This window comes from Pseudomonas knackmussii B13 (assembly GCF_000689415.1).
In the GTDB taxonomy this organism is placed as follows: domain Bacteria; phylum Pseudomonadota; class Gammaproteobacteria; order Pseudomonadales; family Pseudomonadaceae; genus Pseudomonas; species Pseudomonas knackmussii.
The window spans coordinates 643193-658488 of sequence record NZ_HG322950.1 but is presented as its reverse complement, the minus strand read 5'-3'; the positions used below and the strand labels follow the sequence as shown (position 1 = coordinate 658488).

Annotated in this window: 10 protein-coding genes, 4 tRNA genes, 2 rRNA genes and 1 pseudogene; all 17 read right to left on the bottom strand. The window is 57.9% G+C overall.

Features of this window, described 5'->3' with window-relative positions:
* Nucleotides 1-2: 2 nt before the first annotated feature.
* The gene (rpoB, locus tag PKB_RS03045) at nucleotides 3-4076 is read right to left on the bottom strand and encodes a DNA-directed RNA polymerase subunit beta (protein WP_043248927.1); all 4074 of its coding nucleotides are present in this window, start codon (nucleotides 4074-4076) and stop codon (nucleotides 3-5) included.
* A 221-nt stretch (nucleotides 4077-4297) separates the two neighbouring features.
* Entirely contained in the window at nucleotides 4298-4666 is a 369-nt protein-coding gene (gene rplL / locus PKB_RS03040) for a 50S ribosomal protein L7/L12 (protein WP_043248924.1), read from the bottom strand.
* 76 nt (nucleotides 4667-4742) lie between these two features.
* Entirely contained in the window at nucleotides 4743-5243 is a 501-nt protein-coding gene (gene rplJ / locus PKB_RS03035) for a 50S ribosomal protein L10 (protein WP_009617123.1), read from the bottom strand.
* A gap of 204 nt (nucleotides 5244-5447) precedes the next feature.
* Nucleotides 5448-6143 carry a 50S ribosomal protein L1 gene (gene rplA, locus PKB_RS03030; RefSeq protein ID WP_043248921.1) on the bottom strand — a complete coding sequence of 232 codons (696 nt, stop codon included), beginning with the start codon at nucleotides 6141-6143 and terminating at the stop codon, nucleotides 5448-5450.
* Nucleotides 6143-6574 (bottom strand): 50S ribosomal protein L11, encoded by a 432-nt coding sequence (gene rplK, locus PKB_RS03025; protein ID WP_043248918.1) that lies wholly within the window; start codon nucleotides 6572-6574, stop codon nucleotides 6143-6145. Before rplK ends, rplA begins: the two co-directional genes overlap by 1 nt.
* A gap of 120 nt (nucleotides 6575-6694) precedes the next feature.
* A pseudogene (gene nusG / locus PKB_RS03020) lies at nucleotides 6695-7230 on the bottom strand (transcription termination/antitermination protein NusG).
* Nucleotides 7231-7239: 9 nt separating this feature from the next.
* On the bottom strand, nucleotides 7240-7608 hold the full coding sequence (gene secE, locus PKB_RS03015; RefSeq protein WP_043248916.1) for a preprotein translocase subunit SecE: 369 nt from the start codon (nucleotides 7606-7608) through the stop codon (nucleotides 7240-7242).
* Between the two features lie 47 nt (nucleotides 7609-7655).
* Nucleotides 7656-7731 (bottom strand) — tRNA-Trp (locus PKB_RS03010).
* A gap of 53 nt (nucleotides 7732-7784) precedes the next feature.
* Complete coding sequence (gene tuf, locus PKB_RS03005; RefSeq protein WP_043248914.1) at nucleotides 7785-8978, bottom strand: elongation factor Tu; 1194 nt, start codon at nucleotides 8976-8978, stop codon at nucleotides 7785-7787.
* 83 nt (nucleotides 8979-9061) lie between these two features.
* Nucleotides 9062-9137 (bottom strand) — tRNA-Thr (locus PKB_RS03000).
* Nucleotides 9138-9156: 19 nt separating this feature from the next.
* Nucleotides 9157-9230 (bottom strand) — tRNA-Gly (locus tag PKB_RS02995).
* Nucleotides 9231-9255: 25 nt separating this feature from the next.
* Nucleotides 9256-9340: transfer RNA gene (locus PKB_RS02990), tRNA-Tyr, on the bottom strand.
* A gap of 139 nt (nucleotides 9341-9479) precedes the next feature.
* Nucleotides 9480-10166 carry an SPOR domain-containing protein gene (locus PKB_RS02985; protein WP_043248912.1) on the bottom strand — a complete coding sequence of 229 codons (687 nt, stop codon included), beginning with the start codon at nucleotides 10164-10166 and terminating at the stop codon, nucleotides 9480-9482.
* 8 nt (nucleotides 10167-10174) lie between these two features.
* A complete protein-coding gene (locus PKB_RS02980) occupies nucleotides 10175-10924 on the bottom strand; it encodes a pantothenate kinase (protein ID WP_043248910.1) in 750 nt (249 codons plus the stop codon).
* The gene (gene birA, locus PKB_RS02975) at nucleotides 10914-11858 is read right to left on the bottom strand and encodes a bifunctional biotin--[acetyl-CoA-carboxylase] ligase/biotin operon repressor BirA (RefSeq protein WP_043256856.1); all 945 of its coding nucleotides are present in this window, start codon (nucleotides 11856-11858) and stop codon (nucleotides 10914-10916) included. Before birA ends, PKB_RS02980 begins: the two co-directional genes overlap by 11 nt.
* A 209-nt stretch (nucleotides 11859-12067) precedes the next feature.
* Nucleotides 12068-12183, bottom strand: a 5S ribosomal RNA gene (rrf, locus tag PKB_RS02970).
* A gap of 131 nt (nucleotides 12184-12314) precedes the next feature.
* A 23S ribosomal RNA gene (locus PKB_RS02965) occupies nucleotides 12315-15205 on the bottom strand.
* Nucleotides 15206-15296 lie beyond the last annotated feature (91 nt).

Genomic DNA, 15296 nt, shown 5'->3' with positions numbered 1-15296 from the left:
TGTTATTCGGTTTCCAGTTCGATGTCGATGCCGAGCGAACGGATCTCTTTGATCAACACGTTGAAGGACTCGGGCATGCCGGCCTCCATGCGGTGATCGCCGTCCACGATGTTCTTGTACATCTTGGTCCGGCCGTTCACGTCGTCCGACTTCACGGTCAGCATTTCCTGCAGGGTGTAGGCGGCGCCGTAGGCTTCCAGTGCCCAGACCTCCATCTCCCCGAAGCGCTGGCCACCGAACTGCGCCTTACCACCCAGCGGCTGCTGGGTAACCAGGCTGTAGGAGCCGGTGGAACGTGCGTGCATCTTGTCATCGACCAGGTGGTTCAGTTTGAGCATGTACATGTAACCAACGGTGGTCTCACGCTCGAACTGATTGCCGGTGCGGCCATCGAACAGGCGCATCTGGCCGCTCTCCGGCAGATCGGCCAGCTTCAGCATGGCCTTGATCTCGCGTTCCTTGGCACCGTCGAAGACCGGGGTAGCCATGGGCACGCCGCCCTTGAGGTTGTTGGCCAGAGCGATGATCTCGTTATCGTTCAGCTCGTCCAGGTTCTCCTGGCGGCCACCGATCTCGTTGTAGATCTCGTTCATGAACTGGCGCAGTTCGGCGATCTTGCGCTGCTCTTCGAGCATGCGGTTGATCTTCTCGCCCAGCCCCTTGGCCGCGAGGCCCAGGTGGGTTTCGAGGATCTGACCGACGTTCATACGCGACGGTACGCCCAGCGGGTTGAGAACGATGTCCACCGGAGTGCCATTGGCATCGTGCGGCATGTCTTCGACCGGCATGATCACCGAGACCACACCCTTGTTACCGTGACGGCCGGCCATCTTGTCGCCCGGCTGGATGCGGCGCTTGATGGCGAGGTAGACCTTGACGATCTTCAGCACGCCCGGAGCCAGGTCGTCGCCCTGCTGGAGCTTGCGCTTCTTGTCCTCGAACTTGTCGTCGAGCATCTGACGGCGATCGCTGATGTAGGCCTGAGCCTTCTCCAGCTGCTCGTTCAGCGCGTCTTCAGCCATGCGCAGCTTGAACCACTGGCCGCGCTCGAGACCGTCGAGGTACTCGTGGGTGATCTCGGTGCCTTTCTTCAGCGCCGGGCCGCCATCGGCAATGGAGCCGACCAGGGCGGAACGCAGACGCTCGAAGGTGGCACCTTCGACGATGCGGAACTCTTCGTTGAGGTCCTTGCGGATCTCGTCCAGCTGCATCTTCTCGATGGACAGGGCACGGCTGTCGCGCTCGACGCCATCGCGAGTGAAGACCTGTACGTCGATCACGGTGCCCTTGGTGCCAGTCGGCACGCGCAGGGAAGTGTCCTTAACGTCGGACGCCTTCTCACCGAAGATCGCGCGCAGCAGCTTCTCTTCCGGAGTCAGCTGGGTCTCGCCTTTCGGGGTGACCTTACCGACCAGGATGTCGCCAGCCTGCACTTCGGCGCCAACATAGACGATACCTGCCTCGTCCAGCTTGTTCAGCGCAGCCTCACCCACGTTCGGGATGTCCGCGGTGATTTCTTCTGGGCCGAGCTTGGTGTCACGGGCAACGCAGGTCAGTTCCTGGATGTGGATCGTGGTGAAACGATCCTCCTGGACCACGCGCTCGGACAGGCAGATGGAGTCTTCGAAGTTGAAGCCGTTCCAGGGCATGAACGCAACGCGCATGTTCTGACCCAGGGCCAGTTCACCCATATCGGTGGACGGACCGTCGGCGAGGATGTCACCGCGAGCGATCACGTCACCCTTGCTCACCAGCGGACGCTGGTTGATGCAGGTGTTCTGGTTGGAGCGGGTGTACTTGGTCAGGTTGTAGATGTCGACACCGGCTTCGCCAGTCTCGACTTCGTCGTCCGCCACGCGCACCACGATACGGCTGGCGTCGACCGAGTCGATCACGCCGCCACGACGGGCAACCACGCAGACACCGGAGTCACGGGCGACGTTGCGCTCCATGCCGGTACCTACCAGCGGCTTGTCGGCGCGCAGGGTCGGTACAGCCTGACGCTGCATGTTCGAACCCATGAGTGCACGGTTGGCGTCGTCGTGCTCGAGGAACGGAATCAGCGAGGCAGCGACGGAAACGACCTGCTTCGGCGAAACGTCCATGAGGGTGACGTCTTCCGGCGCCTTCACGGTGAATTCGTTCAGGTGACGTACGGCTACCAGCTCGTCGACCAGACGGCCTTGCTCGTCCAGGGTCGCGGAGGCCTGGGCGATCACGTGATCGGCCTCTTCGATCGCGGAGAGGAAGACGATGTCGTCGCTGACCTGACCTTCCTTGACCACGCGGTACGGGCTTTCCAGGAAGCCGTACTTGTTGGTGCGGGCGTAGGTCGCCAGGGAGTTGATCAGACCGATGTTCGGACCTTCAGGGGTTTCGATCGGGCACACGCGGCCGTAGTGGGTCGGGTGTACGTCACGAACCTCGAAGCCCGCACGCTCGCGAGTCAGACCGCCCGGACCGAGTGCGGAGACGCGGCGCTTGTGGGTGATCTCGGAGAGCGGGTTGTTCTGGTCCATGAACTGCGACAGCTGGCTGGAACCGAAGAACTCCTTGATCGCGGCAGCCACCGGCTTGGCGTTGATCAGGTCCTGCGGCATCAGGCCTTCGCTTTCGGCCATCGACAGACGTTCCTTGACCGCGCGCTCTACGCGTACCAGGCCAACGCGGAACTGGTTCTCGGCCATCTCGCCGACGCAACGAACGCGACGGTTACCCAGGTGGTCGATGTCGTCGACGATGCCTTTGCCGTTACGGATAGCGACGAGGGTCTTCAGAACCTCGACGATGTCTTCCTTGCTCAGCACGCCCGGACCTTCGATCTCGGTGCGGCCGATACGGCGGTTGAACTTCATACGGCCGACGGCAGACAGGTCGTAACGCTCGGCGCTGAAGAACAGGTTGCCGAACAGGGTCTCTGCGGCTTCCTTGGTCGGCGGCTCGCCCGGACGCATCATGCGGTAGATCTCGACCAGTGCTTCCAGCTGGTTGCTGGTGGAGTCGATCTTCAGGGTGTCCGAGATGAACGGGCCGCAGTCGATGTCGTTGGTGTACAGGGTCTCCAGGCGCACGACCTGGGCCTTGGCGATCTTCGCCAGAACGTCGACGGACAGCTCGGTGTTGCACTCGGCGATGATCTCGCCGGTAGCCGGGTGCACGACAGCCTTGGCCACGGTACGGCCAATGAGGTAGTCGAAGGGCACTTCCAGCTCTTTGATGCCGGCCTTCTCGAGCTGATTGATGTGGCGCGCGGTGATACGGCGGCCCTGCTCGACGATGACCTTGCCGGAAGCGTCCTTGATATCGAACGCGGCGATTTCCCCACGCAGACGTTGCGGCACCAGCTCCAGATTGAGGGTCTCGCCCTTCACCTGGAACAGGTTGGTGTCATAGAAGGCGTTGAGCACTTCTTCAGTGCTGTAACCCAGCGCGCGCAGCAGGACAGACGCCGGCAGCTTGCGGCGACGGTCGATACGCACGAACACGCAGTCCTTCGGATCGAACTCGAAGTCCAGCCAGGAACCGCGGTAAGGAATAATGCGCGCGGAGTACAGCAGCTTGCCGGAGCTGTGGGTCTTGCCACGGTCGTGGTCGAAGAACACACCCGGGGAACGGTGCAGCTGGGAGACGATGACGCGCTCGGTACCGTTGATGATGAAGGTACCGTTCTCGGTCATCAGGGGGATTTCCCCCATGTAGACTTCCTGTTCCTTGATGTCCTTGATCGCTTTGCTCGACGATTCTTTGTCGAAAATGATCAGGCGCACTTTCACACGCAGCGGGACAGCGAATGTCACGCCGCGCAGCACGCACTCCTTGACGTCAAATGCCGGCTCGCCCAGGCGATAACCGACGTATTCCAGGGCAGCATTGCCGGAATAGCTGATAATCGGGAAAACGGACTTGAAGGCCGCATGCAGACCGATGTCACGGATCTGATCCTTGCTTGCACCTGCCTGCAGGAATTCGCGATAGGAATCCAGCTGGATGGCCAGCAAATACGGCACATCCATGACGTCCGGCAACTTGCTAAAGTCCTTGCGGATACGTTTTTTCTCAGTGTATGAGTAAGCCATCAGCGTTCCCCAGCTTGGTCACCTGCTTGTTTGGCTTCTCCCACGGGAGCAGCCGAAAAATCGTGCAAACCTGACGTTTGCGCCACCGCACGCGGTGGGACTTTCGCGTTAAGGGAGGGGGCCAATCGGCACCCTTCCCATAACGGAAAAAGGCCGGTGGCAAAAGCCACCAGCCATCAGCCTGTCGCTTAACGCTTGGGCTGTAGACGCAAGGCGCGAACTTACTTGAGTTCGACCTTGGCGCCAGCTTCTTCCAGAGCCTTCTTGGCAGCTTCGGCTTCTTCTTTCGAAGCGCCTTCCTTGACCACGCCCGGGGCGCCGTCAACGACAGCCTTGGCTTCTTTCAGGCCCAGGCCGGTCAGCTCGCGGACGACCTTGATCACGTTCACTTTCTTCTCGCCAGCTTCGGCCAGAACGATGGTGAACTCGGTTTGCTCTTCAACAGCAGCAGCGGCAACAGCCGGGCCAGCAGCAACAGCAGCGGCAGCGGTTACACCGAATTTCTCTTCCATTGCCTTGATCAGTTCCACCACTTGCATGACGGACATTTCGGCTACGGCGTTGATGATGTCTTCGTTGGTCAGAGCCATGACTCTAATTCCTGTATTGGGCGACGGCGCTCGCGCCATCTATTAAACAAAAAAGGTTGAAAGCGAACCGGATGCCTTAGGCAGCGGCTGCTTCTTTCTGGTCACGAATTGCCGCCAGAGTACGAGCCAGCTTGCTGGTAGCGCCTTGGATCACGCTCATCAGCTGTGCAACGGCTTCGTTGTAGGTCGGCAGGGTTGCCAGAACGTCGATCTGATTGGCTGCGAGGAATTGACCCTCGAACGCGGCCGCCTTGATCTCGAACTTGTCCTGACCCTTGGCGAACTCCTTGAAGATACGAGCGGCAGCGCCCGGATGTTCGTTGGAGAAAGCGATCAGGGTCGGGCCCTTGAACGTGTCGTTGAGCACTTCAAATTGAGTGCCTTCAACGGCGCGCTTGAGCAGGGTGTTACGCACGACTTTCACGTACACACCAGCTGCGCGGGCCTCTTTACGGAGTCCGGTCATTGCGCCGACAGTCACGCCACGGGCATCAGCCACGACAGCGGACAGACCGGCTTTGGCAGCCTCGTTGACTTCAGCGACGATGGCCTTCTTGTCTTCGAGTTTGATTGCCACGGGTTTACTCCTGGATGTTACCGATTCGTCCAGCCGGAGCCGGACGGCGTTTTGGTGTCTGATTCGGTAAACGAATCGGGAGCACCATCTGCGTAGGCTTGAGGTTTAAGGCTTGCGCCGCCTACGGTCTTGGATAGCCCCCGCCAGGCAGGGACCCCAATACCTGCGGGTGATGGGCCAGGCCCACCACCCGACTTTGTCTTATCAGCCTTCCAGAGAAGCCTGATCGATCTGCAGACCCGGGCCCATGGTGGTGCTCAGGGTCACGCGCTGAACGTACACGCCTTTCGAGGAGGCGGGCTTCAGGCGCTTCAGGTCAGCCAGCAGAGCTTCGACGTTCTGCTTCAGCTTGACCGGCTCGAAATCGATCTTGCCAACGGAGGCGTGGATGATGCCGTTCTTGTCGGTACGGAAACGAACCTGACCAGCCTTGGCGTTCTTGACGGCAGTGGCTACGTCCGGGGTAACGGTACCCACTTTCGGGTTCGGCATCAGACCGCGCGGGCCCAGCACCTGACCGAGTTGACCAACGACACGCATCGCGTCCGGGGAAGCGATGACCACGTCGTAGTTCAGGTCGCCTGCTTTCATCTCGGCAGCCAGTTCATCCATACCGACCTTGTCAGCGCCAGCAGCCAGAGCGGCTTCGGCACCCGGGCCCTGGGTGAACACAGCAACGCGGACAGACTTGCCAGTGCCGTTCGGCAGAACGGTGGCACCGCGAACGACCTGGTCGGATTTACGCGGGTCGACGCCAAGGTTGATGGCGATGTCCACGGATTCCTTGAACTTGATGGTCGACAGCTCGGCCAGCAGTTTGGCGGCATCTTCGAAGCCGTACTGTTTGCCAGCTTCGACTTTCTCGGCGATAGCCTTTTGACGCTTGGTCAGCTTAGCCATTACACACCCTCCACGTTGAGGCCCATGCTACGAGCGGAACCGGCGATGGTACGCACGGCCGCTTCCATGTCAGCTGCAGTCAGATCGGCCTGTTTAGCTTTGGCGATATCTTCCAGCTGAGCACGGGTAACGGTGCCTACTTTCTGGCTGTTCGGGCGGCTGGAACCGCTGGTGATGCCAGCAGCTTTCTTCAGCAGCACGGAGGCCGGGGTGCTCTTGGTTTCAAAGGTGAAGCTGCGGTCGCTGTAAACGGTGATGATCACAGGAGTCGGCAGACCAGGTTCCATGCCCTGGGTCTTGGCGTTGAACGCCTTGCAGAATTCCATGATGTTCACGCCGTGCTGACCCAAAGCGGGACCAACCGGCGGCGACGGGTTGGCTTGACCAGCCTTTACCTGCAGCTTGATGTAAGCCTGAATTTTCTTAGCCATTTGCTACTCCAGTTACGGGTTCTAACGCCCCGAAGGGCTCCCCGGTTGCTTTCGCGTTTATCCCAAGGACGACAAAACCCCGCAGCCTAGGGCTGCGGGGTGTGGGATGAATTTTGCCAGTCAGACTTTCTCGACTTGGCTGAACTCCAGCTCCACCGGAGTGGAGCGACCGAAAATGAGCACTGCGACCTGGATCCGGCTCTTTTCGTAGTTGACCTCTTCAACCACGCCATTGAAGTCCGCAAAGGGACCATCGATGACGCGAACGGTTTCGCCCGGTTCGAAGAGAGTCTTCGGCTTGGGCTTGTCGCCGCTATATCGGCGACGCGACGAAGGATGGCCTCAGCCTCCTTGTCAGTAATCGGAGCCGGCTTATCAGCAGTACCGCCGATGAAACCCATGACACGAGGAGTGTCCTTGACCAAGTGCCAAGTACCCTCGTTCATGTCCATCTGGACCAGCACGTAGCCAGGAAAGAACTTGCGCTCACTCTTGCGCTTCTGGCCACCACGCATTTCCACAACTTCTTCCGTGGGAACCAGAATCTCGCCGAAGCCATCTTCCATGCCGGCCAGTTTGACCCGCTCGATCAGCGAGCGCATGACATGCTTCTCGTAGCCCGAGTAGGCATGCACAACGTACCAACGCTTAGCCACGGAACACCCTTAACCTACAATCATGGAAACGAGCCAACCCAGCAGGGAATCGAGCCCCCACAACAGCAGCGCCATCAGCAGCACTACAGCGACCACGATCATGGTGGTCTGAGTGGTTTCTTGGCGAGTCGGCCATACGACCTTGCGAATCTCGGCACGTGCTTCTTTCGCCAGGGTAAAGAAGGCGCGACCCTTGACGGTCTGCAGAGCAACGAAGCCAGCAACACCCGCCAGAACCAGAATGCCGAGCACGCGATAGAAGAGCGGCTGCGCGGAGTAGTACTGATTGGCAACAACACCAATCACAACAACAACTGCAACCAAGAGCCACTTCACGACATCGAGCCGCGAGTCTTTGGCTTCTGCCTTCGCATTCATCTGCTAGGAATCCCGTTGAAGAAATGCCAGATCCATTTTTGAGAATCTGGCAGGCCAGGAGGGAATCGAACCCCCAACCTGCGGTTTTGGAGACCGCCGCTCTGCCAATTGAGCTACTGGCCTAGAACAAAGTCAGGCCGACCATTATGCCGGCCTGATAGGGAAAGATCAATCGATTATTCGAAGATCTTGGCAACCACGCCGGCGCCAACGGTACGACCGCCTTCGCGGATCGCGAAGCGCAGGCCATCTTCCATGGCGATCGGAGCGATCAGGGTGACAACCATTTTCACGTTGTCGCCCGGCATTACCATCTCAACGCCTTCCGGCAGTTCGCAGTTGCCGGTTACGTCGGTGGTACGGAAGTAGAACTGCGGACGGTAGCCCTTGAAGAACGGGGTGTGACGACCACCTTCCTCTTTGGACAGCACGTACACTTCGCACTCGAACTTGGTGTGCGGCTTGATGGTGCCCGGCTTGGCCAGAACCTGGCCACGCTCTACGTCTTCACGCTTGGTGCCGCGCAGCAGGGCGCCGATGTTCTCGCCAGCACGACCTTCGTCGAGCAGCTTACGGAACATTTCAACGCCGGTGCAGGTGGTCTTGGTGGTCGGACGGATACCGACGATTTCGATTTCCTCGCCCACTTTGACGATGCCGCGCTCAACACGACCGGTCACCACGGTACCACGACCCGAGATCGAGAACACGTCTTCGATCGGCATCAGGAACGGCTGATCAACAGCACGAACCGGCTCAGGGATGTAGGCGTCCAGGGTTTCTACCAGCTTACGCACGGCGGAAACGCCCATCTCGTTGTCGTCCTGGCCGTTCAGGGCCATCAGAGCGGAACCGATAACGATCGGGGTGTCATCACCCGGGAAGTCGTAGGTGCTCAGCAGGTCGCGAACTTCCATCTCGACCAGTTCCAGCAGCTCGGCGTCGTCAACCATGTCGGCCTTGTTCAGGAACACGACGATGTAAGGAACGCCTACCTGACGGGACAGCAGGATGTGCTCACGGGTTTGCGGCATGGGGCCGTCAGCAGCCGAGCAGACCAGGATCGCGCCGTCCATCTGGGCAGCACCGGTGATCATGTTCTTCACGTAGTCGGCGTGGCCGGGGCAGTCAACGTGCGCGTAGTGACGAACAGCCGAGTCGTACTCTACGTGCGAGGTGTTGATGGTGATGCCGCGAGCTTTTTCTTCCGGAGCGTTGTCGATCTGGTCGAAAGCGCGAGCGGAACCGCCCCAGGTCTCGGAGCAGACTTTGGTCAGAGCAGCGGTCAGAGTGGTTTTACCGTGGTCAACGTGACCGATGGTGCCAACGTTGACGTGCGGTTTGTTACGTTCAAACTTCTCTTTAGCCATTTTGACCATCTCCCACTAGGAATTGAGAAAGCCACATCACCGATAAAACAAAGGCAGATACTTTCATATCTGCCTTTGTGAAGTGGAGCTCATGAGCGGATTTGAACCGCTGACCTCACCCTTACCAAGGGTGTGCTCTACCAGCTGAGCTACATGAGCAAGACATCAGCAACAAACTTGGAGCGGGTAGCGGGAATCGAACCCGCATCATCAGCTTGGAAGGCTGAGGTTCTACCACTGAACTATACCCGCGGAGCTTGCGGCTCACGCTTGAAACTGGTGGAGGGGGAAGGATTCGAACCTTCGAAGTCTGAGACGTCAGATTTACAGTCTGATCCCTTTGGCCGCTCGGGAACCCCTCCGAGTGAGGCGGCATTCTACAGTCTGCCACCGCGCTGTCAAGAGTTTTTCTTTAAAAAACTTGAGCTTAGCTCCTTAACAGCGACTTCGAGAAAATCCCCTTTCGGGTCCCCCCTGCGAAGCGGGCGCCATTCTATCAAACTAATTTCCCGATGCAACACTTTTGCACGGCATTGTTTGCTGTTGCAGTTCAGGGAAGTCGGAGACCAGCTGATGGACCAGTCCATCATCGGCAAGACGACGGCTCTCGGGGGATATCTGGATCCAGATATCGTGCTGGTTGCGCGCCATTTCCCGGACTTGCGCCTCGTAGCCCACCCCCTTCAATCGCTCCACCACGGCACCAGCCGAATCCTGGCTTTGGAAGAAGCCAAGAGAGATCCCGTCAGTCAGATCACCCTCGGTAATGATGTAGCTGTCGATTTTGCGCGCTTGCAACTCGCGCAATTGAAGGAGGGAGGCCTGGCGCGATGCGAGGGGCGGCAGATACACCCAGTAATCCGCACCCACCCCGCTATCGACCTTCTGCCTGCTGGCCTGGATGTCCAGGCTGGTCAGGCGCTGCTCCAGAGCCTTGGCGCGACTTTCGTCATAGAACGGCCCGAAGTACAGGCATGCGCCCGCCTGCGGCGCGCCGACCTGCGCCTGCGGCGCTGACGGCCGCTTAGGCGCAGATTCAGGCGACTCGCTTAGCAGACGAATATTCTTCTGCTCGCTTCGATAAAGGGCGAGTGGCGCGATTTCTTTCGCGCGCAACGGTGTCTGCTGCTGGTGCCAGACGAAATAGAAGACGTTCAGCACCAGGAGGAACAGGAAAAACCAACGCATCTGAGGCACTACTCCAGCGGGCAGGCGAGCGCCAACCCGGCAAATACCAGATCGGAGAGAACCTGCGCTTGCGGCAACTCATCCTTGACCAACTCAGCATCCCCACCAGTCAGAAAGACAGCGCACTCGCCTCCCAACAAGTCCCGTGCAAGCAAGTACTGCTCACGAACGAAGCCACGCAACATCAGCAGGCAGCCACGTTCGACCGCCTCAGCAGTCTCCCGCCCGGGAGAAAGCTCCTGGGCTGCCACTTGAGCCGTTGCATCGTCATAGCGAATTCGTCGGGTATGAGTGCGCAGTTGGCTGCGCATCAGCGGCACGCCGGGACAGATATAGCCACCAAGGTGCTGCCCCGCGGCATCCACCAGATCGGATGTCACCGCCGTCCCCAGGTCGAGCACCAGGCAAGCCCCACCGGCGATGCGGTAACCTGCAACCAGAGCCAGCCAGCGATCAAGGCCAAGCCTCTGGTAGTCGCGATAGCCGTTGCGTACGCCAGCCAGCTCTTCCGCCGACTCTGCAACGCGAACGTCGATGGCAAAAGCCTGATTCAAGCTCGAGACCAGGGACTGGGTCTCCTGCTCACTGCGCACGCTGACCATCCGCCCGCGCGCCAATGCAAGACCGGCTTGCCCCTGCAGCTGCTCAAGCAGAGCAGCATCAGAATCAGCCACCCCCGCAGCCAAAGACTTCTGATCGCGCGCATCAATGACACGCCACTTGATCAGGCTATTGCCCCAGTCCAGTTCAAGAATCATCAGACAACCTCAGGCTCAACTCACCACCGCTGAAGCGGCTCTCGACACCGTCGACTTCCAGGCGCAACGCGCCCTGTTCATCAATCCCGAGGGCACGACCGACAATCTGCTTGGAAGCAGTGGACAGACAAACCTCACGCCCTTGCCAGAGATGGAAAGACTCCCACTCAGCCTGGCTGGCTGCGAAACCCTGCGCGCGATGCCGAGCCAGATGCCGTTCGAGCTCCCGGCTCAGCGCCGACAGCAGCAGATTGCGATCCACAACCATACCGGACGATGCCCGCAAGGATGTCCAGGGCTGATCAATTGCGTCGGCCGCACGCATGTTCACATTGATACCAATGCCTATGGCGACACTGCATAGATCAGCGGGATCACCCGTAAGCTCAAGCAGAATTCCGGCAAGCTTTCGCCCATCGAGCAGAATGTCGTTGGGCCACTTGAGCCCTACCCCACCGATACCGAGCGACTGAATAGCCCGCACGACGGCTAGACCGACAACCAGGCTCAAACCTTCGAGCTCTTTAGGCCCACCCCGCACCGAAATACCCAGCGTGCAATACAGATTGGCGCCGAAGGGGCTAACCCAGGCGCGACCTCGCCGACCTCGGCCAGCCGTTTGCCGCTCAGCAACTACAGCGAACGGCGTGGACGCCCCCGCATCCAGACGCCGCATCACCTCGGCATTGGTGGAGTCGACCGAGAACTGCACCTCTATCGGCCAGGGCGCTTGCACCTGCTGCGGGTCAATGGGGATTAACGGCTCAGCCAGGCGATAGCCGCGTCCGCGCACCGACTGCACAACCACGCCGTATTCGCGCTCCAGGTTCTGCAGCCGCTTCCAAACCGCGCTGCGACTGACCTGCAAGGCCGCCCCCAGCTCCTCGCCGGAATGGAACCTTCCATCGCCCAGCAATTTCAGCAATGTCTGCATGTCATGCCCCATTACAACCAGGCGCAAATAATATAGAGGCGCTACCGCCTTGCCTACGCACAAGACAGGGAGGTATTCGTGCCGTTCCGCCGCCGCATTCCAGCAATGCAAACACGAGCTCGCGCTTTGCGCTTCGACACTCGAAATTTTTCCGCGCGCAAAGCAAAACCCCCGACCAGCTTTCGCTGATCAGGGGCTTTGGGATAGGTGCTTGACGATGACCTACTCTCACATGGAGAAACTCCACACTACCATCGGCGATGCATCGTTTCACTTCTGAGTTCGGGATGGGATCAGGTGGTTCCAACGCTCTATGGTCGTCAAGCAATTCTTTCGGACGCTCGTGGCTTGCGCACACGCTCATCCCGATTCGGGTATGTGACAGGTATTTGCGGTTCTCACGAACTTTCGGTTCGTCGACTTCACCGTCTAACACACAAATTGTTTGGGTGTTATATGGTCAAGCCTCACGGGCAATTAGTATTGGTTAGCTCAACGCCTCACAGCGCTTACACACCCAACCTATCAACGTCGTAGTCTTCGACGGCCCTTTAGGGGAATCAAGTTCCCAGTGAGATCTCATCTTGAGGCTAGTTTCCCGCTTAGATGCTTTCAGCGGTTATCTATTCCGAACATAGCTACCCGGCAATGCCACTGGCGTGACAACCGGAACACCAGAGGTTCGTCCACTCCGGTCCTCTCGTACTAGGAGCAGCCCCTCTCAAATCTCAAACGTCCACGGCAGATAGGGACCGAACTGTCTCACGACGTTCTAAACCCAGCTCGCGTACCACTTTAAATGGCGAACAGCCATACCCTTGGGACCGGCTTCAGCCCCAGGATGTGATGAGCCGACATCGAGGTGCCAAACACCGCCGTCGATATGAACTCTTGGGCGGTATCAGCCTGTTATCCCCGGAGTACCTTTTATCCGTTGAGCGATGGCCCTTCCATACAGAACCACCGGATCACTAAGACCTACTTTCGTACCTGCTCGACGTGTCTGTCTCGCAGTCAAGCGCGCTTTTGCCTTTATACTCTACGACCGATTTCCGACCGGTCTGAGCGCACCTTCGTACTCCTCCGTTACTCTTTAGGAGGAGACCGCCCCAGTCAAACTGCCCACCATACACTGTCCTCGATCCGGATAACGGACCAGAGTTAGAACCTCAAGCATGCCAGGGTGGTATTTCAAGGATGGCTCCACGCGAACTGGCGTCCACGCTTCAAAGCCTCCCACCTATCCTACACAAGCAGGCTCAAAGTCCAGTGCAAAGCTACAGTAAAGGTTCACGGGGTCTTTCCGTCTAGCCGCGGATACACTGCATCTTCACAGCGATTTCAATTTCACTGAGTCTCGGGTGGAGACAGCGCCGCCATCGTTACGCCATTCGTGCAGGTCGGAACTTACCCGACAAGGAATTTCGCTACCTTAGGACCGTTATAGTTACGGCCGCCGTTTACCGGGGCTTCGATCAAGAGCTTCGCTTTCGCTAACCCCATCAATTAACCTTCCGGCACCGGGCAGGCGTCACACCCTATACGTCCACTTTCGTGTTTGCAGAGTGCTGTGTTTTTAATAAACAGTCGCAGCGGCCTGGTATCTTCGACCGGCATGGGCTTACGTAGTAAATACTTCACCCTCACCGGCGCACCTTCTCCCGAAGTTACGGTGCCATTTTGCCTAGTTCCTTCACCCGAGTTCTCTCAAGCGCCTTGGTATTCTCTACCCAACCACCTGTGTCGGTTTGGGGTACGGTTCCTAGTTACCTGAAGCTTAGAAGCTTTTCCTGGAAGCATGGCATCAACCACTTCACGTTCTAAAAGAACGCTCGTCATCAGCTCTCGGCATTAAGACCCCGGATTTACCTAAGATCTCTGCCTACCACCTTAAACTTGGACAACCAACGCCAAGCTGGCCTAGCCTTCTCCGTCCCTCCATCGCAGTAACTAGAAGTACAGGAATATTAACCTGTTTCCCATCGACTACGCTCTTCAGCCTCGCCTTAGGGACCGACTAACCCTGCGTCGATTAACGTTGCGCAGGAACCCTTGGTCTTTCGGCGTGGGAGTTTTTCACTCCCATTGTCGTTACTCATGTCAGCATTCGCACTTCTGATACCTCCAGCAAGCTTCTCAACTCACCTTCACAGGCTTACAGAACGCTCCTCTACCGCACATCTTGCGATGCACCCGTAGCTTCGGTGTATGGTTTGAGCCCCGTTACATCTTCCGCGCAGGCCGACTCGACTAGTGAGCTATTACGCTTTCTTTAAAGGGTGGCTGCTTCTAAGCCAACCTCCTAGCTGTCTAAGCCTTCCCACATCGTTTACCACTTAACCATAACTTTGGGACCTTAGCTGACGGTCTGGGTTGTTTCCCTTTTCACGACGGACGTTAGCACCCGCCGTGTGTCTCCCACGCTGACACTTCCAGGTATTCGGAGTTTGCATCGGTTTGGTAAGTCGGGATGACCCCCTAGCCGAAACAGTGCTCTACCCCCTGGAGTGATACGTGAGGCGCTACCTAAATAGCTTTCGAGGAGAACCAGCTATCTCCGAGCTTGATTAGCCTTTCACTCCGATCCACAAGTCATCCCCTACCTTTTCAACGGGAGTGGGTTCGGTCCTCCAGTCAGTGTTACCTAACCTTCAACCTGCTCATGGATAGATCGCCCGGTTTCGGGTCTATACCCAGCGACTAAACGCCCTATTAAGACTCGCTTTCGCTACGCCTTCCCTATTCGGTTAAGCTCGCCACTGAATATAAGTCGCTGACCCATTATACAAAAGGTACGCAGTCACCTAACAAAGTAGGCTCCCACTGCTTGTACGCATACGGTTTCAGGTTCTATTTCACTCCCCTCTCCGGGGTTCTTTTCGCCTTTCCCTCACGGTACTGGTTCACTATCGGTCAGTCAGTAGTATTTAGCCTTGGAGGATGGTCCCCCCATATTCAGACAAAGTTTCTCGTGCTCCGTCCTACTCGATTTCACTTCCAAGAACCTTTCACATACGGGGCTATCACCCACTATGGCCGCACTTTCCAGAGCGTTCTGTTAGATTCAAAGAAGCTTAAGGGCTAGTCCCCGTTCGCTCGCCACTACTAAGGGAATCTCGGTTGATTTCTTTTCCTCAGGGTACTTAGATGTTTCAGTTCCCCTGGTTCGCCTCTTACACCTATGTATTCAGTGCAAGATACCCAGCTTATGCTGGGTGGGTTCCCCCATTCAGAGATCTCCGGATCAAAGTCTGTTTGCCGACTCCCCGAAGCTTATCGCAGGCTACCACGTCTTTCATCGCCTCTGACTGCCAAGGCATCCACCGTATGCGCTTCTTCACTTGACCATATAACCCCAAGCAATCTGGTTATACGTCTCGAACGTGAAGACGACATTCGCCGAAAATTCGCGCTTGAACTCGCAAATTTTACCTTGAC